This window comes from Pseudomonas sp. S2_E01 (assembly GCF_054668365.1).
Genome location: NZ_CP162762.1, coordinates 2944291 through 2966511, shown reverse-complemented (window position 1 = coordinate 2966511; position 22221 = coordinate 2944291). Strand labels below are relative to the sequence as shown.

Sequence of the window (22221 nt, the reverse complement as noted above, 5' to 3'; positions counted from 1 at the left end):
GGTTCAGCGCAGAACTCCGCGCAAGTTTCCCTGTCGATTGACTTGCCGGCAATCGCTTGTCGACTACAACAATAAAAAAAGGTGATCGCGATGAACTGTCTTATTTGTGTAGGTGCGGCCGAGCGCATCCTCTGTTCGGGCCCCTGGGAAGAGCGGGACTGTCCGGAATGCGGACGCTATCGCGTTTCGGACGAGCTCATCCTGGCCTTGATCGACCAAGGCCAGATCTTTGATGTGAGCAAAACCAGGCGCTGGCTCGATGACCAGCGCACGGCAGGTTGCATCCCGTCGATTGAAGTGCACGAAGCCTTGCTGGTGACCTAGAACACTAGGCACCGATGTCTGTTGCAGCAGATGCAATCTTTCAATCAGCCAGTCACAATCGCCCTGGTTTCCAGGAAGGCTTCCAGCCCGTACAGGCCGTTCTCCCGGCCAATACCTGATTGTTTGAACCCGCCGAACGGCGCAAGCGGATCAATAGCGATCCGGTTGATCAGCACACCACCGGCCTCCAGTCGCCGCGCAATGGACTGAGCACGCTTGACGTCCGTCGAGAACACATAGGCCTGCAATCCGTAGACTGAGTCGTTGGCCATCGCCACGGCCTCGACGTCCGTTTCGTAGGTGAGGATCGACAGCACAGGGCCGAAGATTTCTTCCCGGGCGATGTCCATGTCGTTGCGCACCTGGGCGAACACGGTCGGCCTGACGTAGTAACCGCGCTCGATGCTCTCGGGGCGCCCCTCGCCACCAGTAATCAAGGTTGCGCCTTGTTCGAGACCCACGCGGATGTAGCGCTGAATGCGTTCGTATTGGTCGTGGCTGGCCAGCGGGCCGATGGCGGTGGCAGGGTCACGGGGATCGCCCACCTGCAACGTGGCCACGTAAGCGCGCACCCGTAGCAGCACTTCCTCCAGGCGCTGGCGTGGGACCAGCAAGCGGGTGCCGGCGATGCACGCCTGGCCGTTGTTCATGAAGGCGGCGGCCACGGCCTGCGGGATGACCGTGGCGAGGTCGGCATCGTCGAGCACAATGGTTGCCGATTTACCCGTGAGGCCCAGGCTTACACGCTTCATCGTGTCCACTGCTGTGCGGGCGATCCGCTTGCCGGTCTGGGTCGAGCCGGTGAAGGAGATCTTCGCCACGTCGGCGCTGGTGCTCAGTTCATCACCGACGTCTTCGCCACGCCCCAGCAGGATGTTGAAGTAGCCGTCTGGCAAGCCGGCGGCGTGCAGCGCCTGGGCAGTTACTTCGGTTTGCAATGGGCTGAGTTCGCTCGGCTTGATCACCGAGGCGCAACCGGCCCCCAGCGCCGAAGCCAGTTTGTTGCAGATGGTGCCGGCGACGCTGTTCCACGGCACGATCAGGGCCGAGACGCCGACTGGCACCTTGTGCACCACGCCGTCACCCAGGCGCTGGGTAAAGTCGTAGGTAGCGAGGATATCGGCGGTGCGGGCGAAACACTGCGAGGCGTACTGGCTGACCCACTGCGCACGGGAAACCGGGCCGCCATATTCCTCGATGGTCACGTCACGAATGTCATCGGCGCGGGCGAGCAGGGCGGCTTGCAGTGACCTGAGCATGTCGATGCGCTCGGCTTTACCGGTCTGTTCGAGCGATAGTTGTGCACGGTTGGCCGCTGCAATGGCTGCCTTGGCATCGTCGCGGTTGGCCAATGTGGTCGCACCGATGACCTCCTCGGTCGCCGGGTTGATGCTGTGTATCACCGTTTCGCCGTGCACAGGTACGAAACGGCCATTGATGTAAGCCTGGTTGAATTGGCGCATGCCATGCTCCTCAAGAGGGTTGAGCGCCAGTTTAGGGCTGAGCTATTGTCTGGACTACGCAGGCAAAGACGCTTGAGCTATCTGGAAAATCAGGACTATGCACAAGAGCGGACTTATCGAATTGCATGTGGTGCTGGCCGTGGCCCGTCGCCAGAGTTTTCGCGCCGCCGCCGTAGAGCTGGAAATGTCCACCTCGGCGGTGAGCAGCGCCGTGGCGGGGCTGGAAGCGCGCCTGGGCTCCCGGTTGTTTCATCGCACCACCCGCAGCGTGGCGTTGACCGATGCTGGCCGCGAGTTCGTCGAGCAGATCGCCCCGGCGGTCAAGCAGATCGAAGAGGCCATGATCACCGTCAGCGACCAGCGTCTGATACCGTCGGGCAGCCTGCGAATCAACAGTTCTCTTGGGGCGGCGTTGATGAGCTGGCAGCCATTCATGGCCGAGTTTTCCAGGCGCTACCCGCAAGTGACGCTGGACGTCGTCACTGAAGGCGAGTTGGTGGACATCATCGCCGAAGGCTTCGATGCCGGACTGCGACCCAGCCATCTGGTGCCCAAAGACATGATCCGTGTGCCGATCACCGAGGCGGTGCCGATGGTCATCGTGGGTTCGGCAGACTATTTTGCCGAGCATGGCAAGCCCAAGCGTATCAGCGACCTGGCCAACCACGCTTGCATCCGCGCCCGCCTGCCCAATGGCACGCCTTCACCGTGGCAGTTGCCGACCAGGGGCAAGGCGGTGGCGGTGGATGTGCCGGGCACGCTGGTGCTGGATGCGCCGTTGATGATGCGCCAGGCGGCGCTGTCTTCGATGGGGTTGGCGCAACTGGCGCGTTGGTATGTAGCGGATGATCTCGACAGCGGGGCGTTGGTAGCGGTGCTCGAGGATTGCGCAATGCAAACGCCGGGGCTTTGCCTGTATTACTCAGGCCACCGCCACGTACCGGCGGCGTTGCGGGCGTTCATTGAGTTGATACAGGAAGTGCGGGGTAAATGATCTATAGGAACACGATCCTCTCATGTGGGAGCGAGTTCACTCGCGATGGTCGTCAACGATAACGCGGGTTGTCTGGATGCCCGCGGTGTCCGGTAGAGCAATCAATGATGGGCTATTGCGGCCCAATGTCCCTCCGCTAACTGATTACGCCCCTGTGCCTTGGCGGTGTAGAGCGCCGCATCGGCCACCTCGATCACCCCTTGTAGAGGCTCCAGCTGGGCGCCCGTTGCCGTGACGATCCCAATACTCACGGTTACCCGTCCAAAAGGACTGGCGTCGTGGGCAATGTTCTCGAACTGCAATCGTTGGAGAATGCTGTGTGCCACGACCACGGCACCTTCTGTGCTGGTGTTGGGCATGATGACGGCTATTTCTTCTCCGCCATAGCGTGCCACCAGATCGGAGGGCCGCCTGACACACTCTTCAAGGATACGACCCACTGTCTGCAGGCACGCGTCGCCGGCGACATGCCCGTAGGCGTCGTTGAAACGCTTGAAGTAATCGATATCGAGCATCAGCAAAGCCAACGACGTGCCTTCGCGCTGCGCCCGCCGCGCTTCCCTGGCCAGGCTCTCGTCAAAACAGCGCCGATTGGCGAGGCCGGTCAGCGCGTCCTTCATCGCCAGCAATTCAAGCTGCCCGTTCGAGGAAAGCAATTGCTGCTGAGTCGTCAGCAGTTGGGCCTCTACCTGGGTTCGACGACGGATATCCAGGATCAAAAACCACCCGATGAGGCCGGTAAGACCCAGAAGCCCGCTCACGACGACTGCCGACAGCAAAGCCTCCATGCGCCACGCCGCCAGCGACTCTTGTTTCCCAAGGGCGACCGTCGTGACCAGTGGCAATACGTCACTCTTTCGGAAGGCATAAAGCCGCTCTACGCCATCCAGGCTGGAGGTAAACGAGGCGGTGCCGACAGATTGATCGACAAGATACTTCGCATAGATGGGCGACTTGGAAAAGTTGCGGCCCATGTCCTGCTCTCGGAATGGATAACGCACCAGCATCGTACCGTCGGTATAGGACAGCCCGATGGCCCCATCCTGGCCTACGTCGATCTTTCCAAACAGTCGAAGAAAGTTCTCGATGCCCAGGGTGACTGCGACGACTCCGGCAAACTGGCCTTGAGCATCATTGAAGCGTCGACTGACGGTGATGACCCATTCCTGGTTGGAACGGCTTTGGATCGGCGGGCCAATAAAGGTCTCACGGGAGGGATCGTTGCGATGATGAACGAAATAGGCCCGATCACGGCTGTTCGCCCCAGCCGGAATCGGCCTGTTGGAAGACATCAGCCAGTTTCCCTGATTATCGTAGACCGTCACGCCACTGAGCTGTGGCATCAGTGGCTGCTGTCGATTGATCAGCGAAGTGAATCGCTCTATCTGGGCCGGCCCGCTGCCTTCGGTTTCCAGGCGTTCGACGAGGCCAAGCAGCAGGAGCGAGCTCTGGCGGACAATGCCTTCGGAGTAGGTTTCCAGCGCCTGGGTGAGATTCAACCCCTGGATGTTCACTGCTTCCAGCACTTTTTCTCGGGACGCTATTACCTTCCAGATAGTCAGCGACGCCAGAGAAAAACCGATCACCAACATCAAAAGCACTACAAGCCGGGTATCACGCTTCACGTCACTACCTTATGGAAAGTCCTTTTCACATCCCAACAACAGTATGGAACAGGTTAATAGCTGCGGCTGTTTGCCCTCATGTTGCCAAGGATACAAGCTGCGATACGTTGCTGCAGCAACAGATTCAGAGCAAGGCAAGTGCGCCTTGACTCATGCCTTGGTCGTTGTAACGAACGCCCCCCCCCACTTGCGCAATCCGATCGAATCCTTGCCTGATCCTATGAACATGCAGGGTAATGGATAGGAATGATGGGACTCAAAGGCTACAGTCTGGCCATCAGGAGTCCTTCATCATGCGCCATGTCAATCCCAGCCAGGAATCGTCACTGGCCTTGAATATCGACCCGCGTGTCACTCACACGGGTGATTTTGCAACGTCGATTCCCGGGCTGGCTTTGTTTCGTCGCGACCAACCGATGGCACCTGCCGTGTGCATGGTCGAGCCAAGCCTGATTCTGGTGGCCCGGGGCGAAAAGCGTTTGTGGGTGGGCGGCGAGAGCTACCGTTACGACCGTAGCGGCTTTCTGATTACCTCTCTGGACTTACCGGCCAATTCCGAAGTGCTGGTTGCCAGCCGCGAGGAGCCCTGTGTCGGGCTGGTCCTGAAACTGGATGTGCCGATGCTGGCCGAAGTCATCGCCAAGGGCGGTATGCCTGCAACCCGCAGTCGTACGATCGACAAGGGCGTCGGCATCGGCACCATGACCACGGCGCTGGACGAGGCGCTCAATCGCCTGGTGGCGCTGCTCGATGAGCCCGAGGCGATTGCGGTGCTCGCGCCGTTGATCCTGCGTGAGGTTCATTACCGTTTGCTCAAGAGCGATCAAGCCGCGCGGTTGCGTCAGATCACGGCGGTGGACGGGCAGGGTTATCGCATTGCCAAGGCCATCGACTGGCTCAAGCTCAACTACACCATTCCTTTGCGGATCGACGAACTGGCGGCCCGGGTACAAATGAGCGCGCCGACCTTTCACCACCATTTCCGTCAACTGACTGCCATGAGCCCGTTGCAATATCAGAAATGGCTGCGCCTGAACGAAGCGCGGCGATTGATGCTCAGTGACCGCCTGGATGTGTCGCGGGCGGCATTTGCGGTAGGTTACGAAAGCCCGTCGCAGTTCAGTCGTGAGTACGGGCGGATGTTTGGCAGTGCACCCAGAAATGACATAGCCAGCCTGCGCGGCCAACCGGAGACCTTGTAGGAGCGAGCTTGCTCGCGATAGGGCCGTCAATTCCTGCAACAACATTGCCTGACACACCGCCATCGCGAGCAATCGAGCGTCGACCGGCTGCTCCTACAGTGGATTGGCGGTGTTTTAAAAACATAACTAGCCACACCAACCGATGATCAGCGGGTGAACCATGGAACTACGAATCAACCAGAAGACTTATCAGGTCGACGCCGACGCCGATACGCCCCTGCTGTGGGTGATTCGCGATGACCTGGGCATGACCGGCACCAAATATGGCTGCGGGCTGGCGCAGTGCGGTGCGTGCTCCGTGCTGGTGGACGGCAACGTCGTGCGCTCCTGCGTGACGCCGGTGGCCGGTGTGGTCGGTCGCGAAGTGACCACGATCGAGGCGATCGAGGCCGATGAAGTCGGCAAACGCGTGGTGGCGACCTGGGTCGAACACCAGGTGGCCCAGTGCGGCTACTGCCAGTCCGGCCAGGTCATGGCCGCCACGGCACTGCTGAAAAACAACCCCAACCCCAACGATGCCCAGATCGAGGCAGCGATGGTCAACCTCTGCCGCTGCGGCACCTATAACGCCATCCAGGCCGCCGTCCATGATCTGGCGGGCCAGCCTGCAACGAAGGGGGATGCCTGATGAACGCGCCTATCGATTCTGCACAAGCGTCCTTGCTGACCGACCCGGTCAACGTCTCCCGGCGCCGCTTCCTTGCCGGCACGGCCGTGGGCGCGCTGGTACTCGGTTTCGGCCTGCCGCTCGGTTCGGCGCGTGTTCAGGCGGCTGCCACTGTCGCCGGAGAACGTGGCACCCAGGTGCCGGCATTCCTGGAAATCCGTCCCGATAACACCGTGCGCCTGCTGTGCCCCTTCATGGAAGGCGGGCAGGGCACCTACACCGCCATGGCGCAGATCGTTGGCGAAGAACTGGATGCCGATCCGGCGACTTTCCTGGTTGAAGCCGCGCCACCGGGCGAGGCTTATGTGGTGATGGAAAACGGCATGCGCATCACTGGCGGCAGCATGTCGGTGCGCATGAGCTACCCGACGATGCGTCGCCTGGGTGCTTTGGCCCGGGCCATGATGCTGCAGGCCGGTGCCGAAAAACTCGGTGTACCGGTGGGCGAATTGACCACCGAGCCTGGCAAGGTGGTACACGCCGCATCGGGTCGGTCAGTGGCCTACGGCGAGCTGGCCGAGCGCGCCATGGACCTGCCGGTGCCGGATCCTGCGAGTGTGAAATTGCGCGACCCGAGCCAGTTCCGTTGGATCGGCAAACCCGTCAAGCGCGTCGACGCCTACGACAAGTCAACCGGCAAGGCGCTCTACAGCATCGACCTGAAAGTCGACGACATGCTGCACGCTGCGGTGCAACACGCGCCGCGCCTGGGCATGACCATTGGCAACCTGCGTAACGAAGAGCAGGTCAAGGCCATGAAAGGCGTGCACTCGGTGCATCGCCTGCCCGGCGCGGTGGCGGTGGTGGCCGAGCGCTGGTGGCATGCCAAACGCGCGGTGGAAGCGGTGCAAGTCGACTGGCTGGAACCGGGCGCCGACTCCAAGGTGCGGCCAATGCCGGCGGATTTTTCCAGCGATGATTACATCAAACGCCTGGCTGCCGAGAAGGGGCCGGCTCGTGACAGCGAAAACGAAGGCGATGTTGCCGGGGCTTTGGCCAGCGCCAAGAGCAAAATCGAGGCGACGTACCACAATCAGTACCTCAACCACGGTCAGTTGGAGCCACCTTCGGCGCTGGCACGCTATAACCCGGATGGCTCCCTGGAAGTCTGGCTTCCCAACCAGGCACCGGACATGTTCCGCGCCGACATCGCCAAGCGCACCGGCCTTGATGCTTCGCGCATCACCTTGCATTCGCCGTTGCTGGGTGGTTTTTTTGGCCGGCATTTCCTTTACGACTCGGCCAATCCTTACCCGCAGGCCATCGAGCTGGCCAAGGCCGTAGGACGCCCGGTCAAGCTGATCTGGACCCGTGAGGAGGAATTTGTGCGGGACGCGTATCGGCCCGTCGCGGCGGTCAATTTTCGCGCGGCACTGGACGCTGACGGCCTGCCGATCGCCATCGAAGCGATCAGCGCCACCGAAGGCCCCACCGAAGCCCTCGCCGGCAAGCAGGGCGAGAAAAACGACCCGACGGCCCTCGAAGGCCTGGCCGGCAAGTCGTACGCGATCCCCAACAAGCGGATTGCGCAGATTTACGTGAAAGGCCCGATGATGCTCGGCTACTGGCGGTCGGTGGGCAATTCGCTCAATGACTTCTTCTACGAAGCGTTCCTCGATGAAATCGCCGACAAGGGTGGCAAGGACCCGTTCGAACTGCGCCTGCACCTGCTGCGCGACAACCAGCGCCTGACCACGCTGCTTAACGCCGTGGGCGAGTTGTCCGGTGGCTGGAAACGCGGCCCGTTCACCGCCGAAGACGGCAGCAAACGTGCCCGTGGCGTGGCCATGGCTTCGCCGTTTGGCACGCAGACGGCTGTGATCGCCGAAGTATCGATCGAGAACGGCCAGGTCAGGGTTCACGATATCTGGCAGGCGATCGACCCGGGCAGCATCGTCAATCCGGCCATTGTCGAGGCCCAGGTCAATGGGGCGGTCGCATTGGGGCTGTCGCAGACGCTGGTGGAGGAGGCGGTGTACATCGACGGCAAGCCTCGTGCACGCAACTACGATTTGTATCCGATCCTGCCGCCTTCACGGATGGCCCGGGTGCACGTGCGCATTGTCGAAAGCGGGGAGAAAATGGGGGGTATCGGTGAGCCGCCGTTGCCGGCGGTAGCGCCTGCCGTGGCCAATGCGGTGGCAACGCTCACGGGGCAGCGTATCCGCAGCATGCCGTTAAGCCGATACACCTTCACTTGACCCGCACCGGAGCGCCCATGAATAACCGCCGATTCGCAAGAACCGCTGGCTGGTTGGCCGTGCCGTGCCTGATCGCGGCCGGCCTGCTGGCCTGGTATGTCACCCGCGAGCCTGCCTCGCCTTTGCCAACCGAGCCGGCCGCTGTGGCCGATATCGACCCGGCCCTGGTCACCCGTGGCGAGTACGTCGCCCGGCTCAGCGACTGCGTGGCCTGCCACAGCGTGCCCGGTGGCGCACCGTTTGCCGGCGTCCTGGAAATGGCCACGCCGCTGGGCAACATCCACGCCACCAACGTCACCCCGGACCGCGACACCGGCATTGGCGGCTACAGCCTCGCCGACTTCGACCGCGCCGTGCGCCACGGCGTCGCGCCGGGTGGTCGGCGGTTGTACCCGGCCATGCCATACCCTTCCTACGCCAAGCTCAGCGACGATGATGTACGCGCGTTGTATGCGTTCTTCATGAAAGGCGTGGCGCCGGTCAAGCAAGCGAATATCCCCAGTGACATTCCCTGGCCTTTGAACCTGCGCTGGCCCATCGCTCTGTGGAATGGCGTGTTCACCGACTCCGCGCCCTACGTGGACAAGCATGCCAAGGACGAACTGTGGAACCGCGGCGCCTACATCGTCCAGGGCGCCGGCCATTGCGGCAGTTGCCATACACCTCGTGGCTTGGCGTTCAACGAAAAGGCGCTGGATGAATCCGGCACGCCGTTTCTCGCCGGCGCGTTGCTCGATGGCTGGTATGCACCGAGTCTGCGCGACGATCACAACACCGGTCTAGGTCGCTGGAGCGAGCCGGACATCGTGCAGTTCCTCAAGACTGGCCGCAATAAACATGCGGTGGTCTATGGCTCGATGACCGAAGCGTTCAACAATTCCACGCAGTTCATGAGCGATGACGATCTGGCGGCGATAGCGCGTTACCTGAAATCGTTGCCCGGCGACCCACAGCGCGACGGCACGCCCTGGCAATATCAACCGGTGGCCGCCGCCGCGCTCGAGACGCCGGGGGGCCATACCTATGCGACTCGCTGCGCGTCCTGTCACGGTGCCGATGGCAAGGGGCAGCCGGAGTGGATGCCGCCGCTGGCCGGTGCCACGTCCGCCTTGGCCAAGGAAAGCGCGTCGGCGATCAACATCACCCTCAACGGCTCGCAGCGCGTGGTCGCCGCCGGTGTGCCGGACGCCTACCGCATGCCGGCGTTCCGCGAGCAGTTGTCGGACCAGCAGATTGCCGAAGTCCTGACGTTCATGCGCAGCAACTGGGGCAACCAGGCGGGGGCGGTGGATGCACAGGCGGTCGGCAAGCTGCGCGAGCACACCGACCCGGCCAGCAGCACCCCGATCATCCTGCAGATGCGCTAAGGAGAGCGAGCTTGCTCGCGATGAACGATCAGGCACCGCGGGCGTTCAGGCATCCCGCGTCATCGTTGATGTCCATCGCGACGGTGCGACGATTCGACAAGCCCGCTCCCACAGTTGACCGCATTCCCCTGTAGGAGCGGGCTTGCCCGCGATGAACGACCAGGCACCGCGTTGATTCAGGCATCCCGCGTCAAGGTTGGCGACCCTCGTGGCGGTGCGACGACTCGACAGGCTCCTCCCTGCAGGTCTGCGCCAATATGAGGTCGGCGGCGCGCTCGCCGATCACGACGCAGGGCGCCATGGTGTTGCCGGCCGTGATGCGCGGCATGATGGATGAGTCCGCGATCCGCAAGCCTTCGATGCCATACACTTTGAGTCGATGATCAACCACGGACAACGCATCTCGACCCATCTTCGCGGTGCAGGACTGGTGCCAGTAGGTCACCGCTGATTGGCGGATGAACCGCTCCATCGCGCGTCGATCACGTTGGCCGGGGACCACCTCTCGCTGCACGAGGCCAGCGAGGGCCTGGCTGTTGCCAAGCTCGCGGCACAATTGGATGGACGCGAGCGCAGCGGTCATGTCCTCGGGAGCGCTGAGCGAGTTCGCCTCGATCAGCATGTCGTCCAGCGGGCCCGCACCGGACAGGCGCAAGCGCCCGCGGCTCGCCGGGCGCGCAAGGCCGGCGAACATCGTCCAGCCATGCGCCGGCGCCTCGACACCCACCTCGGGCGGCGAGGGAACCGCAAATTCCAATTGGCAGTGCAGCAAATCCGGTGCATCCAGACGGGCATCGCTTTTCCAGTACAACGTTGTCTCGCAACCACTACCACCGATGGCCTGAGGCTGTCGATAAGCCCAGGTGCAGCCGAAGGCCACATGGTCCTGGTGATTCTGACCGACCCCAGGCAGGTGATTGATCACCTCGATACCATGGGCGCGAAGCTCATCATCCGGCCCTATGCCCGACTGCATGAGCACTTTCGGAGTGTTCACCGCGCCCATCGACAGCACAACTTCGTGTTCAGCGTAGAAGCAGCGACGCTGGTTTGCGCTCACGACCTCCACGCCGATCGCACGGGTCCCCCTGAACAGCACACGCGACACCAGTGCCCCGGTGAGGACGGTCAGGTTTGGCTGGTGCAGCCGAGGTTTGATGTAGGAGTCATACACCGACTCGCGCTGCCCCTGGTTGATGCGCAGATCCGCAATCGCGATCCCGCCGTGGCCCTCCATCATCTCGCCGTTGGCACTGTCGAACCGAGGAATGCCGAGTCCGCTCGCCGCCTCCAGGGTCGCCCAGGCCAGTGGCTGCGGGGCGGTTGGCTGAGTCACATGAACCGGGCCTGTCGTACTCCGGCGCTGCGCATCGGGCCGGCCTTGCCAGTTTTCGATGCGAGCGTAATAGCGTAGTACCGAGTCATAGCCCCAGGCCAGGTCCCCCGATTCGGCAGCGAAGTGATCCCAGTCCGAGCGATGCCCCCGCGCCCAGACCATCACGTTGATGCTCGAACCGCCACCCAGTCCCTTGCCCATATTCAATGGCAGGCGTCGGCCATCCAGATGGGCATTGGGTTGTGCTTCGAACGCCCAATCGCGTTCCGTACCCAGGTTCAATGGCCATTGTCCAGGCTCTGTGACCTCGGGACCGAAGTATCCCTGTCCGGCTTCGATCAACAGGACCCGAAGGTCAGGTCGGTCGGCCAGTCGGGCGGCGACGACGCAACCGGCCGTACCGGCTCCGCAGACGATGAAATCGTAATGGCTCATGCGTCACCTCCGCTGAAGGTGATGCTGATGCGTGTTGATCTGATTGTTTGCATGGTTGAGCTCCCTTTGAGGAAGCCCGGATTCTGCTGCCCCGTCTGGTCGCCCGGTATCGGTTGTTTATCCGACCCCTGGAGAGACCGGGTTGGCGCGTGCCAGGGCGGTGAATGCCTTGAGCGCGGCGCTGGGATTGCGTCGGTTGGGGTAGTACAGGCAGAGGTCGTCCCGGGGTGGCGTCCAGTCTTCCAGCACCCGCTCGAAAGTGCCGTTCTCGATTTCTTCCAACACATCCTGCTCCATGAAAAAACCCAGCCCCACGCCAGCCTTCACGGCGGCCTTGGCCACGCCAGGCTCATCGAGCGTGAGGGGGCCGTTGACTTCAAGCCGGGTCACTTCACCTTCGTACTCGAAATGCCAGGGATAGATCGCACCGTTGGGTAAACGGATTCGCAAGCACGGATGGCTGACGAGATCGGCGGGTGTGCGAGGTCGGCCGTGTTCGGCGAAATACGCGGCGGAGCCGACCACCGCGTAGCGTTGCCGCTGCCCCAGCGAAATCACGATCATGTCGCTGGGCACCAGGTTCGCGGACCGTACGCCGAAATCGAAACCCTCAGCGACGATATCGACCAGTCGGCCCTCGGTCACGATGTCGATGTGTACCTGCGGGTACTGCCGCAAGTACTCCAGCAACAGCGGCAGCAGTGCGGCGCGGGCAGCACTGGCAAAGGCGTTGATGCGCAGTATCCCCGAAGGTCCGGAACTGTGGGATTGCACCGCGTCGAGCGCGGCGCGCACATCCTGCAAGGCCGGGCCAACCTGCTCCAGAAACAGCCTGCCGGCTTCGGTCAGCGACACGCTGCGTGTGGTGCGATTGAACAGGCGCGTGGCGAGATGGGCTTCCAGACGAGCGATGGTGTTGCTCAACGCAGTCGTTGAAACGCCCAGGTCGATCGACGCCTGCCGAAACGATGCCCTGCGTGCCACGGCGATGACGGCGTCCAGGTCGTTGAGGCAGAGGCGCGGGTCTGACATTGGATAGTCCTGTCTGGCGGGATAGGTCATTCATATTTATCCCAGTTGAGCAAACTATCCCTCGAGCAGCAAGATCCGGGTATTCAATCAGTGAGACAGGAGAGCAAGTCATGAACCTCGAATTGAACGGCAAACGAGTCCTTGTCACCGGCGGAACACAAGGGGTCGGCCAGGCTGTCGTCAAGCTTCTCGTGGCCGAGAGGGCCAAGGTCGTGACGTCGGCACGGCATCCGACCGATGAGGTCCCGAATGTTTTGTTCGTCCCGGCCGACCTCTCGACCCGCGAAGGTTGCGCCGCGCTGGTCACCGCCATCCAGCAACACCTGGGTGGCGTGGACATCATCGTCCACGTGCTGGGAGGCTCCTCATCACCCGGTGGCGGATTTGCGGCGCTGGGCGAAGAACAATGGCAGCGTGAGTTCGACCTCAACCTGCTGCCGGCCGTACGTCTGGATCGAGCCTTGCTGCCGGACATGATCGAGCGCAAAACGGGCGTGATCATCCACGTGACGTCGATCCAGGGTCGCCTGCCGCTGCCCGAAGCCACCACCGCTTATGCCGCCGCCAAGGCGGCGCTGTCGACCTACAGCAAAAGCCTGTCGAAGGAAGTTTCACCAAAAGGTGTGCGGGTGGTGCGGGTGTCGCCGGGATGGATCGAAACCGAGGCCTCGGTGGCCCTGGCGGAGCGACTGGCCCTGGAGGCCGGCACGGATTACGAAGGCGGCAAGCAAATCATCATGGACTCACTGGGCGGCATCCCGCTGGGCCGACCCTCGACGCCGTCGGAAGTGGCTGACCTCGTCGTTTTCCTGGCTTCGTCCCGTGCGGCGTCCATTACCGGGAGTGAGTTCGTGATTGATGGGGGGACGGTGCCGACGGTTTAACGGGAGACCTGCCACTGACTGAACGCCGTGTTCATCGCTTGCCACGTCTCACCATCAGCCGGGATCAAATGTTCGATACGCAACGACTCGACCGTAATGTCCAGCGGCATGCCGAACGTGGTGAACGTGGACAGGAAATTCAGCTCGCCGTAGCTCGAGCGCACGCGGGTCAGTACCACGGGCGCAGGCGTGGTGTTCAACGCCACGGCCGGCGCGCCCGGCATGTCCCGCAGCCGCCGCGCCAGCTCGGGGTTGCTCAGCGCCTCTCTGGCGGCGCGCTGCCAGGCGATGGCACGGATCTCGTCGGCGTTGACCAGATGATCCCCCAGGCCACCGGGGCGTAACAGCGTGTCCAGCAAGTTCAGGCCCGACAGGCCGTTGGCGTCGATACCCACCATCGCCAGCAGCAGGCCGGTGCTGGCATTGGCGGCGGTGACATTCCAGTGGCTGTCGATGACGATGGCGGGCGCCGGGTTGTTCGCCTGCAAAATGTGCTCGACCGCATCAGACACCATCTTCAGCGTCGGCGCGTTGGCCCCGGATGCGACGTAGCGCGGGGCAAAACCTGCCGCGAGGAAAATCTCGTTGCAGTGCTCCAGCGGTACATCCAGCGCCGAAAGCAGGGCGTGCAGCGTGCTGGGGCTCGCCTTGGCGCGCGCGGTTTCCACGCAGCTCAAGTGGCGCTGGGAAACCCCGGCGAGCAGTGCGAGCTGCATTTGGCTCAGCCCCGCCTGACGACGCAGCCTGCGCAGTTGCTCACCCGCGCAGGTGCCTGTCGCCGGGCCGGTTGGGTGGAAAGGTAGGTGGCTCATGCTTGAACTCTGACTGTCCTTGTGAAGAGCGTCCATGACCTGTGAGGTCATTGAGGCATGGCGGACTCTAACACTACCTTGGCGCAACCACTCACCAGGGAGAACAGGATGAGAGTCAACTACCTCGCGCTGACCGTACTGATCATATTCACGCTCTATACCGGCTGGACGATGACGATCGCACAGCAATCGCTCGTGGCGTTCGGCCTTCAACTGCTGGCGCGCCCCGATACCGCACAGGTGGTCATCGACCTGTACTTGATGGCAGCACTGGCCTGTATCTGGATGGTTAACGACAGCCGATCGCGAGGCGGTAGCTGGCTCGGCGTAGTGCCGTATCTATTGATCACGGCAGTGTTCGTCTCGGCGGGCCCTTTGTTGTACATCGCGTTGAGGAAGCGCAGGCCATGAGCATCGTCCTGTCGGTCATCACAGTGCAAGTGTGTGAGGGACCTGTTCGGGAAGCTGTCGTTTGAGGCGGCTCAGAAATGCCTGAACACCGCCGCCGCCAACACCCCAGCAGCAATGGCCGGCAACGGTTTCTTCAACACCAGCATGGTTGCCGCCGTAGTCAGCAGTGCCAGGCGTGCGGCGTTGTCGCCTTCCAGTGCCATGGGCGCGAGGAGGGCGACCAGTACCGAGCCGGACATCGCGCCGATGAACTGCTTGACCCGATAGCCGATGGGCACGAAGGACATCACATAGACGCCGCCCCAGCGGGTGGCCAACGTGACCACGGCCATGATCAGCACGACGATGAAGGCGCCAGAGCCTGCGGTTTCAATGTTCATGCTTGTGCTCCGTCCACAGGGTCCCGGTAATGCCGCCGGCAACCGCGCCGACCACCACATGGCTGTTTTCCGGCAGGTACCGGTAGGCCAGCAACGACGCGCAGGCGGCGACGAACCAGATCACCAGCAGGCGCAGGTTCTTGTCGCCGCCCACCACCATCGCCAGCAGGAAGCAGCCCATCACCATGTCGAGGCCCAGCGCCTTGGGGTCGTGCAGGGTCCCGGCGAAAACCACGCCCAGCCAGGTGCCGATCACCCACGACAGCCACAATGCCAGCCCGCCGCCGAGTAACAGGCCCAGCCCAGGTTGACGGTTGCCGAAGGCTTGCATCGACAGCGCCCAGTTGGCATCGGAAGCCACCAGCATCACCGCGTAACGCTTCCTGGGTGGCACATGTTGCAGCCACTCATAGAGTGTGGCGCCCATGAGCAGGTGTCGGGCGTTGATGGCGAAAACGGTGATGGCCAGGGTGATCAGCGACACATCCGGCCCCCACAATTCCAGCGCGGCGAATTGCGAGGCGCCGGCAAACACCAGGGTGCTCATGGCCACGATGATCGACTCGCTGAGGCCCGCCTGGCTGGCCGCCAGGCCGAAAGCAGCGCCGAACACCACCACGAACAGGGAGATGGGCGCCAGTTTGGTGAATCCGACCCACACCATCTGGCGGTTGAATTCGTGCAGGTTGTCGTCGGCGTGTGTCATGCCGTGGGTATGTCCTTGTTGGGAGATTGTTCAGGGGTACTATGCCTGCTCCCCGGCATTAAGAAAAACGTATAAATCACTGATAAGCTATTCGCTAATCGAATGGTCGGGTAAGGCGATGAATTTCCAGGACTTGCAGATTGACTGGCTCAAATGCTTCGTGGCCGTGGTTGATGCGGGCTCCCTGTCGGGGGCAGCGCCTGAAGTGCATCGCAGCCAGTCGGCAGTCAGCATGCAGATCAAGAAGCTGGAAGCAGCCCTCACGTGTCAGTTGCTGGTGCGCGGCCCGCGCCAGCACCAGCTCACGCCCCAGGGGCAATTGCTGCTCGGTTACGCCCGGCGCATGCTCGACCTGCATGCAGAAACCCAGGCGGCCTTTCATGGCGAAGAGCTGAGCGGGCGGATTCGCCTTGGCGTGCCCGATGATTACGCGGCACGTTACCTGACGCCGGTGCTCAAGCGCTTCGCACCGAATTTCGGTGCGGTGGAGATCGAGCTGAACTGCGAGCAGTCGACGTCCTTGATTCCCCGGGTCAAGAGTGGCGACCTCGATCTGGCCCTGGTGTCCCGCGACAGCCCGCGCCATGGCACGCTGCTGTTCCATGAACCGATGGTGTGGGTCGGTGACCCGCAGTTCCAGGTCTGGCGCCGTGACCCGCTGCCCATCGCCGTGTACGAGGACGCCAGCCTGGCCAAACGCACGGCCTTGCATTCCCTGGCGCTCCAGGGGCGGCGCTTCAAGGTGGTCTACAACAGCTCCAGCCTCGCCGGGCAGATTGCCGCCGTCGAAAGCGGCCTGGCCGTGGCCGTGCTGACCCATTGCAGCGCGCCGGCGCACTTGCAGATACTGGGCAGTGAACAGGGCCTGGGCCCGCTGGAACCCATGGAAGTCTCGGTGTTTCGCAGCCGCGCCTCACGGGGCTCGAAGGCCGTGGACAGCCTGCATGACCTGCTGATCAGGACGCTGCGGCTGTCCGCGCCTGCCTGATCAAAATCGCAGCCAATCGACACTGCGCTCATGCATTCGGTCGCACCCCCGTGCCGTCCGGCCATTTGGCCGGTACAATGCGCAGTTCAACCGTGCCGAACCAGATAAAAAAACCTATGTCCTTGCCCAAGCATCACTTGGAACTGCTCAGCCCCGCCCGTGACGTGAGCATTGCCCGCGAAGCCATCCTGCATGGCGCTGACGCGATCTATATCGGCGGTCCGAGTTTCGGCGCCCGCCACAATGCCAGCAACGAGGTGAGTGACATCGCCGGGCTGGTGGAATTCGCCCATCGCTATCATGCCCGGGTGTTTACTACCATCAACACCATCCTGCACGACAACGAGCTGGAGCCGGCGCGCAAGTTGATCCACCAACTGTACGATGCCGGGGTCGATGCGTTGATCGTCCAGGACCTGGGCGTGATGGAGCTGGATATTCCGCCCATCGAGCTGCACGCCAGCACCCAGACCGACATCCGCACCCTCGAGCGGGCCAAGTTCCTCGATCAGGCCGGTTTCTCGCAGTTGGTGCTGGCCCGTGAGCTGAACCTCAAGGAAATTCGCGCCATTGCCGACGAAACCGAGGCGGCCATCGAGTTTTTCATCCATGGTGCGTTGTGCGTGGCGTTCTCCGGCCAATGCAACATTTCCCACGCGCAGACTGGCCGTAGCGCCAACCGTGGCGATTGCTCCCAGGCTTGCCGCCTGCCGTATACCCTCAAAGACGAAAAGGGTGGCGTGATCGCCTACGAAAAACACCTGTTGTCGATGAAGGACAACAACCAGAGCGCCAACATCCGCGCCCTGGTCGAAGCGGGTGTGCGTTCGTTCAAAATTGAAGGTCGCTATAAGGACATGGGCTATGTGAAGAACATCACCGCCTATTACCGTCAGCGCCTCGACGCCGTGCTCGAAGACCGCCCGGACCTGGCACGAGCGTCCAGTGGCCGCACCGCACACTTCTTCGTGCCCGATCCGGAAAAGACTTTCCATCGTGGCAGCACCGATTATTTCGTCAGCGATCGCAAGATCGATATCGGCGCCTTTGATTCGCCGACGTTCACCGGTTTGCCGGTAGGCGTGGTGGAAAAGGTCGGCAAGCGCGACATGCAGGTCGTGACCACCGAGCCTTTGTCCAACGGCGACGGTCTCAACGTGCTGGTCAAGCGCGAAGTGGTAGGTTTCCGCGCGAACATCGCAGAGGCCAGGGGTGAGTTCGAGGAGGAGGGCGAGAAGCGCTATCGCTACCGCGTCGAGCCCAACGAAATGCCGGAGGGCATGTACAAGCTGCGGCCCAACCATCCGCTGAGCCGCAACCTGGACCACAACTGGCAGCAGGCTTTGCTCAAGACCTCCGCTGAGCGACGCATCGGTTTGAGCTGGGTTGCCCAACTGGATGAGCAACGCCTGCACCTGACCGCCACCAGTGAAGAAGGCATCAGCGCCAGTGTGTCGCTGGACGGCCCATTCGGCCTGGCCAACAAGCCGGAACAGGCGCTGGAGCAATTGCGTGATCTGCTGGGCCAACTCGGCACCACCGAGTACCACGCCACTGATGTGAAGCTCGACGCACCGCAGGCGTACTTCATTCCCAACTCGCAGCTCAAGGCCCTGCGCCGTGAAGTGATCGAAGCCCTGACAGCCGCACGTCTGGCGGCCCATCCACGGGGTGGTCGCAAGGCGGAAACCAACCCGCCGCCCGTGTATCCGGAGTCGCACCTGTCTTTCCTGGCCAACGTCTACAACCAGAAGGCTCGCGATTTCTATCATCGTCACGGCGTGAAGTTGATCGACGCGGCGTATGAAGCGCATGAAGAAACGGGCGAAGTGCCGGTGATGATCACCAAGCACTGCCTGCGTTTCTCCTTCAATCTGTGCCCCAAACAGGCCAAGGGCGTCACGGGTGTGCGCACCAAGGTCGCGCCGATGCAGCTGGTGCACGGCAACGAGGTGCTGACCCTGAAGTTCGACTGCAAGCCGTGCGAAATGCATGTGATCGGCAAGATGAAAGGGCACATTCTTGGCCTGCCGTTACCGGGGAGCGTTGCGGAACCGGTGGTGGGTTACATCAGCCCCGAAGACCTGCTCAAGACCATTCCCCGCGCTCCGCACTGATGAAAACAAACCGGCCGAAATGGCCGGTTTTTTTGTGCCCTGTGGTAGGGGTTGCCTGGATGCCTGCGGTGTCTGGACTTGCATCGCGAGCAGAGCCGCCGCCGGACCTGTAGGAGCGGGCTTGTCGAGGCGTCGAACCGCCGCGATGGTCGTTAACGATGACGAGGGGTGCCTGGATGTAAGCGGTGCCTGGACTTGCATCGCGAGCAAGCTCGCTCCTACAGGTCCTGCGGTGGCTCGGCTTCACAACGAAGAAGGGGCAGATTGTCTTTCAACAAATCTGCCCCTTTTTTCGTGTACTGCGGTGAAGCGATGCATTCACGCGACACGGCGTTCGATCAGGCGATCCGAGCCACCTTCGGCCACGGCATCACTGAACAGTTTGTCAGTTTCGGTTGCTGCAACGGCGTCGCTGAACAACTTGTCAGTTTCGGTCGCGGCAACAGCATCACTGAACAGTTTGTCAGTCTCAGTCGCCGCTACGGCGTCGCTGAACAGACGGTCGGATTCAACGGCGGCAACGGCATCGCTGAACAGCGGATCAGTGTTGGTAGAAGCAGCGAAGGCGTTCAGTGCGAAGATCGAGAAAGCGATGCCGATGATGGTTTGGCGTTTCATGGTGTGTGCTCCTAGCGGTGGTCAGTGGGTATGGAGCTGATGTTACGCCGACGCGCCGATAAGAGAACTTCATTGAATTAATGGCTGTTATTAATTCGATCAATGATTGTCAGGTATTCAATGACATGGGTTTCTCACCTCCGGACGGGAGCCCGAAGCGATGCCGGACGAAATTCAGGAACGCGCCATAAGGTCGCCCCAGCGCCAGCATGATCACCGTCACACCGAGCGCCCCACGCAGCAATTCGTCGACGTTGGCACCAGAAATGGCCAGGATGGCGGCATAGATTGGCACTTGGAAACTGACCAGCGCGAGGGAGTCCCATGCGATCTGCGAGAACCGAGTCGTACCGGCATAGTGCATGATCCAGTCACGCCACAACCCATAGGGGCGGCCCGAAATCACCATCAACGCAGCGCCCAGCAGGCGCGCATGCAGCACCTGCTCCCAGCTCATGCCGGCCACGAAACGTTCGTTGAGGATGCCGGTCACGGTGAAGAAGAGGATCAATGCCAGTGTATCTGCAGCGAAGGATCCCCATGTGGTGTTTCCAGACAAACCGATTGTTCCTCCCGGCAGAAATGAGGGTGACGCCGCCTCAGCGAGCATCACCTTTACCACATTCAGCGAATTGAGGGTCGCCGATCACTCGTCAGGCATTCTTTTCTGCGTTGAAACCGTCGAAGTTCTCGAACACGCCCATGAATCCAGGAACGGTCGCCTCTCGTGCCCAGTCGCGTTGCAGTTCGCAATACATCTGCACTCGGCTGATAAGTTTTGCGCCGGCCTGTTCCATGCGACGCAACGCCGCCTCGTGCGCGGCGAGCGAAGTGCCACCGACCGCATCCACCGGCACATAAACCTCATAACCTTCCTGGATGGCGTCGAGTACCGGGAACGTCAGGCAAGCTTCGGTCCAAAGTGCGGTCATGATCAGCTTTTTGCGGCCGACCGCCTTCACCGCCTGCTTGAACTCGGTGTCTTCCCAACTGTTGATCGAGGTGCGGTCATAGGTGGGCAGGTGGCCGAGCACATCTTGCAATGGCTGAATCGGAGGCTTGTTGCGACCGGTAGCGACGTTCACGGTGGAGTGGATGATCGGAAGGTTGTAGTTCACCGCTGCCTTGGCGACGCTGGTGATGTTGAACACCAACTCATCGCGGGACATCGAGCGGATCGAGGAGACCTGGATTGGCTGGTAGTCGATGACGATGAGCATCGAGTTTTGCGGCGACAGCAACTGGTCTGTGTGCGGGTTGCGAAGAGTCTCGCTGGCCATGTGTACGTCCTTTTTTTTGGTTTTTTTACGTCTTTTCCCAGGCGCCATCGCCCAGGGACTGGCATTGTGTCGTTGCCAAACTCGACACGGTAGTGCCATTCTCGGACTAACTGTGTTGCACAATGAGGAACCCTGATTTGGATATCGAAGAACTGCAGACCTTCGTGGAGGTGGCTGATAGCGGCGGTGTTTCATCCGCTGCGTTGCGGCTCGGGGTGTCCAAGTCGATCGTCAGTCGCAGACTTGCCAGACTTGAGCAGGAACTGGGCGTGCAACTGCTGGCGCGATCCACCCGGGGGGCTGCACTGACGGAAGCCGGCGCCACCTTTCGCGAGCATGCGGCCAAGGTTTGCACCGAGATAGACCTGGCCAGGGAAGCGATCCTCCCCACTGGCCCGCTTCGCGGTCGCCTGCGTATTGCCGCGCCTCTGTCTTTCGGCCCGACGCACTTCGCCCCGTTGATCGCGGAGATGGCGCGGCGTCATCCTGGGCTGCAAGTCCAGGCGTGTTACAGCGACCGCTTTGTCGATCTGATCGGGGAGGGGTATGACTGTGCGATTCGTGTCGGCTACCTTCAGGATTCCAACCTGATCGCTCGATGCATAGGCCCGATCAATGGCAAACTCGTGGCCAGTCCGACCTACATCCAGACGCACGGTTCACCGCAAGTGCCGGACGACATCATCGCCCATCAGGCGCTGATGCAATCCACAGAGGCCTGGCAGTTCATGGACGGTGACAAGATCATCTCGGTTCGCCCCCAGGGGCGATTCAAGGCCGACAATGGCACTGCGCTGGTGGCGGCTGCCGTCGCCGGACTCGGCGTCGCTTACCTGCCGGATTGCCTCACGCACGCGCATCTGGAATCGGGTGCGCTCGTGCCGATCATGACCCGCTACCCACCACCGCCGGCGGGCGCCTATGTGGTACGCCCTCCCGGACAGCATCCGGCGCGCAAGATACGCTTATTGACTGAACTGCTGATTGAGTATTTCGGCGAGACCCCACACTTTGCCGGCGACGTACTCCCCTTATAGGAGGGAGCACGGTCGCGCTTGTGTCTACAGGTCATCCGGCAGGCTGAAATCGTTTCCTTCCAGGTGATGAACCGTCGGTTCCCCGCAAAAGTACTCCTCCAATGCCAGCATGAACACCCGATGGTCTTCACTCGCCTCGAAGCCTGGTGTGTGATCCTCAAGCGTTTGCCAGCGCACGATCAGGTTGAAGTGTTCAGGCGTTTCGATGCCTTGTGCAAGCACGTGGCCAAGGTAACCCTTCGCACGGCGAAGCAGTGGAACCACCTCGGCAAATGCTTCCCTGAAGCGTTCAACCTGGTGCTTGTAAACGGGGAGTACGGCGATCTCGTAAATCATGATGTT

22 protein-coding genes are annotated in these 22221 nt (G+C 61.7%); 11 read left to right on the top strand and 11 right to left on the bottom strand.

Annotated features, from left to right (window positions below; genetic code table 11):
• The first annotated feature begins 90 nt into the window (after positions 1–90).
• Positions 91–324, top strand: coding sequence for a hypothetical protein (locus AB4O36_RS13505; RefSeq protein WP_460141992.1), 234 nt, complete (start codon positions 91–93; stop codon positions 322–324).
• A 44-nt stretch (positions 325–368) separates the two neighbouring features.
• Here the strand turns inward: AB4O36_RS13505 and AB4O36_RS13500 are convergent, their stop codons facing one another.
• The gene (locus tag AB4O36_RS13500) at positions 369–1787 is read right to left on the bottom strand and encodes an aldehyde dehydrogenase family protein (RefSeq protein WP_460141991.1); all 1419 of its coding nucleotides are present in this window, start codon (positions 1785–1787) and stop codon (positions 369–371) included.
• A gap of 97 nt (positions 1788–1884) precedes the next feature.
• Here AB4O36_RS13500 and AB4O36_RS13495 point away from each other — a divergent pair, with 97 nt between their 5' ends.
• Positions 1885–2781, top strand: a complete 897-nt coding sequence (locus AB4O36_RS13495; protein ID WP_460141990.1) for a LysR family transcriptional regulator — start codon at positions 1885–1887, stop codon at positions 2779–2781.
• 101 nt (positions 2782–2882) lie between these two features.
• Here AB4O36_RS13495 and AB4O36_RS13490 read toward each other — a convergent pair whose 3' ends face one another.
• Entirely contained in the window at positions 2883–4406 is a 1524-nt protein-coding gene (locus AB4O36_RS13490) for a sensor domain-containing diguanylate cyclase (RefSeq protein WP_460141989.1), read from the bottom strand.
• A 293-nt stretch (positions 4407–4699) separates the two neighbouring features.
• On the opposite strand from AB4O36_RS13490, the gene AB4O36_RS13485 reads away from it, so the two are divergent.
• The 4 genes from AB4O36_RS13485 to AB4O36_RS13470 all read left to right on the top strand — a co-directional run bounded on the left by AB4O36_RS13485 (position 4700) and on the right by AB4O36_RS13470 (position 9843).
• On the top strand, positions 4700–5608 hold the full coding sequence (locus AB4O36_RS13485; protein WP_460125946.1) for an AraC family transcriptional regulator: 909 nt from the start codon (positions 4700–4702) through the stop codon (positions 5606–5608).
• Positions 5609–5768: 160 nt separating this feature from the next.
• Positions 5769–6236 (top strand): (2Fe-2S)-binding protein, encoded by a 468-nt coding sequence (locus AB4O36_RS13480; RefSeq protein WP_460125944.1) that lies wholly within the window; start codon positions 5769–5771, stop codon positions 6234–6236.
• Positions 6236–8476, top strand: a complete 2241-nt coding sequence (locus AB4O36_RS13475; RefSeq protein ID WP_460141988.1) for a xanthine dehydrogenase family protein molybdopterin-binding subunit — start codon at positions 6236–6238, stop codon at positions 8474–8476. The genes AB4O36_RS13480 and AB4O36_RS13475 overlap by 1 nt, the downstream gene beginning before the upstream one ends.
• A 17-nt stretch (positions 8477–8493) precedes the next feature.
• Positions 8494–9843, top strand: a complete 1350-nt coding sequence (locus AB4O36_RS13470) for a c-type cytochrome (RefSeq protein WP_460141987.1) — start codon at positions 8494–8496, stop codon at positions 9841–9843.
• Positions 9844–10033: 190 nt separating this feature from the next.
• Here the strand turns inward: AB4O36_RS13470 and AB4O36_RS13465 are convergent, their stop codons facing one another.
• On the bottom strand, positions 10034–11614 hold the full coding sequence (locus AB4O36_RS13465; RefSeq protein ID WP_460141986.1) for a GMC family oxidoreductase: 1581 nt from the start codon (positions 11612–11614) through the stop codon (positions 10034–10036).
• 117 nt (positions 11615–11731) lie between these two features.
• On the bottom strand, positions 11732–12646 hold the full coding sequence (locus AB4O36_RS13460; RefSeq protein ID WP_460141985.1) for a LysR family transcriptional regulator: 915 nt from the start codon (positions 12644–12646) through the stop codon (positions 11732–11734).
• A 110-nt stretch (positions 12647–12756) separates the two neighbouring features.
• Between AB4O36_RS13460 and AB4O36_RS13455 the strand changes: the two genes are divergently transcribed.
• Positions 12757–13530: an SDR family oxidoreductase gene (locus AB4O36_RS13455; protein ID WP_460141984.1), complete on the top strand. Its 774-nt coding sequence runs from the start codon at positions 12757–12759 to the stop codon at positions 13528–13530.
• Here the strand turns inward: AB4O36_RS13455 and AB4O36_RS13450 are convergent.
• Positions 13527–14342, bottom strand: coding sequence for a helix-turn-helix domain-containing protein (locus AB4O36_RS13450; protein ID WP_460141983.1), 816 nt, complete (start codon positions 14340–14342; stop codon positions 13527–13529). The genes AB4O36_RS13455 and AB4O36_RS13450 overlap by 4 nt on opposite strands.
• 108 nt (positions 14343–14450) lie before the next feature.
• On the opposite strand from AB4O36_RS13450, the gene AB4O36_RS13445 reads away from it, so the two are divergent.
• A complete protein-coding gene (locus AB4O36_RS13445; RefSeq protein ID WP_460141982.1) occupies positions 14451–14753 on the top strand; it encodes a DUF2834 domain-containing protein in 303 nt (100 codons plus the stop codon).
• A 71-nt stretch (positions 14754–14824) separates the two neighbouring features.
• Here the strand turns inward: AB4O36_RS13445 and AB4O36_RS13440 are convergent, their stop codons facing one another.
• Together AB4O36_RS13440 and AB4O36_RS13435 are read right to left on the bottom strand one after the other, a co-directional pair.
• Positions 14825–15133: an AzlD family protein gene (locus AB4O36_RS13440; protein ID WP_368558079.1), complete on the bottom strand. Its 309-nt coding sequence runs from the start codon at positions 15131–15133 to the stop codon at positions 14825–14827.
• On the bottom strand, positions 15123–15839 hold the full coding sequence (locus AB4O36_RS13435; RefSeq protein WP_460125928.1) for an AzlC family ABC transporter permease: 717 nt from the start codon (positions 15837–15839) through the stop codon (positions 15123–15125). The genes AB4O36_RS13440 and AB4O36_RS13435 overlap by 11 nt, the downstream gene beginning before the upstream one ends.
• Before the next feature lie 118 nt (positions 15840–15957).
• On the opposite strand from AB4O36_RS13435, the gene AB4O36_RS13430 reads away from it, so the two are divergent.
• Both AB4O36_RS13430 and AB4O36_RS13425 read left to right on the top strand, forming a co-directional pair.
• Positions 15958–16827 carry a LysR family transcriptional regulator gene (locus tag AB4O36_RS13430; protein WP_460125926.1) on the top strand — a complete coding sequence of 290 codons (870 nt, stop codon included), beginning with the start codon at positions 15958–15960 and terminating at the stop codon, positions 16825–16827.
• A 116-nt stretch (positions 16828–16943) separates the two neighbouring features.
• Positions 16944–18944, top strand: a complete 2001-nt coding sequence (locus AB4O36_RS13425) for a peptidase U32 family protein (protein WP_460141981.1) — start codon at positions 16944–16946, stop codon at positions 18942–18944.
• Positions 18945–19262: 318 nt separating this feature from the next.
• Here the strand turns inward: AB4O36_RS13425 and AB4O36_RS13420 are convergent, their stop codons facing one another.
• From AB4O36_RS13420 to AB4O36_RS13410, 3 genes are all read right to left on the bottom strand, one after another.
• Positions 19263–19562: a hypothetical protein gene (locus tag AB4O36_RS13420; RefSeq protein WP_460125922.1), complete on the bottom strand. Its 300-nt coding sequence runs from the start codon at positions 19560–19562 to the stop codon at positions 19263–19265.
• A gap of 109 nt (positions 19563–19671) precedes the next feature.
• A complete protein-coding gene (alaE, locus tag AB4O36_RS13415; RefSeq protein WP_460141980.1) occupies positions 19672–20121 on the bottom strand; it encodes an L-alanine exporter AlaE in 450 nt (149 codons plus the stop codon).
• A 94-nt stretch (positions 20122–20215) separates the two neighbouring features.
• Positions 20216–20842: a hydrolase gene (locus AB4O36_RS13410; RefSeq protein ID WP_460125918.1), complete on the bottom strand. Its 627-nt coding sequence runs from the start codon at positions 20840–20842 to the stop codon at positions 20216–20218.
• Positions 20843–20979: 137 nt separating this feature from the next.
• On the opposite strand from AB4O36_RS13410, the gene AB4O36_RS13405 reads away from it, so the two are divergent.
• Positions 20980–21879 (top strand): LysR family transcriptional regulator, encoded by a 900-nt coding sequence (locus AB4O36_RS13405; RefSeq protein WP_460125916.1) that lies wholly within the window; start codon positions 20980–20982, stop codon positions 21877–21879.
• Positions 21880–21903: 24 nt separating this feature from the next.
• Here AB4O36_RS13405 and AB4O36_RS13400 read toward each other — a convergent pair whose 3' ends face one another.
• The gene (locus AB4O36_RS13400; RefSeq protein WP_460142143.1) at positions 21904–22215 is read right to left on the bottom strand and encodes an antibiotic biosynthesis monooxygenase family protein; all 312 of its coding nucleotides are present in this window, start codon (positions 22213–22215) and stop codon (positions 21904–21906) included.
• Between the last annotated feature and the right edge of the window lie 6 nt (positions 22216–22221).

Bases quoted from the DNA above. Each gene is read 5' to 3' on its own strand.
- AB4O36_RS13505 (WP_460141992.1), top strand. From the start codon at position 91: ATGAACTGTCTTATTTGTGTAGGTGCGGCCGAGCGCATCCTCTGTTCG.
- AB4O36_RS13500 (WP_460141991.1), bottom strand. From the start codon at position 1,787: ATGCGCCAATTCAACCAGGCTTACATCAATGGCCGTTTCGTACCTGTG.
- AB4O36_RS13495 (WP_460141990.1), top strand. From the start codon at position 1,885: ATGCACAAGAGCGGACTTATCGAATTGCATGTGGTGCTGGCCGTGGCC.
- AB4O36_RS13485 (WP_460125946.1), top strand. From the start codon at position 4,700: ATGCGCCATGTCAATCCCAGCCAGGAATCGTCACTGGCCTTGAATATC.
- AB4O36_RS13480 (WP_460125944.1), top strand. From the start codon at position 5,769: ATGGAACTACGAATCAACCAGAAGACTTATCAGGTCGACGCCGACGCC.
- AB4O36_RS13475 (WP_460141988.1), top strand. From the start codon at position 6,236: ATGAACGCGCCTATCGATTCTGCACAAGCGTCCTTGCTGACCGACCCG.
- AB4O36_RS13470 (WP_460141987.1), top strand. From the start codon at position 8,494: ATGAATAACCGCCGATTCGCAAGAACCGCTGGCTGGTTGGCCGTGCCG.
- AB4O36_RS13465 (WP_460141986.1), bottom strand. From the start codon at position 11,614: ATGAGCCATTACGATTTCATCGTCTGCGGAGCCGGTACGGCCGGTTGC.
- AB4O36_RS13460 (WP_460141985.1), bottom strand. From the start codon at position 12,646: ATGTCAGACCCGCGCCTCTGCCTCAACGACCTGGACGCCGTCATCGCC.
- AB4O36_RS13455 (WP_460141984.1), top strand. From the start codon at position 12,757: ATGAACCTCGAATTGAACGGCAAACGAGTCCTTGTCACCGGCGGAACA.
- AB4O36_RS13450 (WP_460141983.1), bottom strand. From the start codon at position 14,342: ATGAGCCACCTACCTTTCCACCCAACCGGCCCGGCGACAGGCACCTGC.
- AB4O36_RS13445 (WP_460141982.1), top strand. From the start codon at position 14,451: ATGAGAGTCAACTACCTCGCGCTGACCGTACTGATCATATTCACGCTC.
- AB4O36_RS13440 (WP_368558079.1), bottom strand. From the start codon at position 15,133: ATGAACATTGAAACCGCAGGCTCTGGCGCCTTCATCGTCGTGCTGATC.
- AB4O36_RS13435 (WP_460125928.1), bottom strand. From the start codon at position 15,839: ATGACACACGCCGACGACAACCTGCACGAATTCAACCGCCAGATGGTG.
- AB4O36_RS13430 (WP_460125926.1), top strand. From the start codon at position 15,958: ATGAATTTCCAGGACTTGCAGATTGACTGGCTCAAATGCTTCGTGGCC.
- AB4O36_RS13425 (WP_460141981.1), top strand. From the start codon at position 16,944: ATGTCCTTGCCCAAGCATCACTTGGAACTGCTCAGCCCCGCCCGTGAC.
- AB4O36_RS13420 (WP_460125922.1), bottom strand. From the start codon at position 19,562: ATGAAACGCCAAACCATCATCGGCATCGCTTTCTCGATCTTCGCACTG.
- AB4O36_RS13410 (WP_460125918.1), bottom strand. From the start codon at position 20,842: ATGGCCAGCGAGACTCTTCGCAACCCGCACACAGACCAGTTGCTGTCG.
- AB4O36_RS13400 (WP_460142143.1), bottom strand. From the start codon at position 22,215: ATGATTTACGAGATCGCCGTACTCCCCGTTTACAAGCACCAGGTTGAA.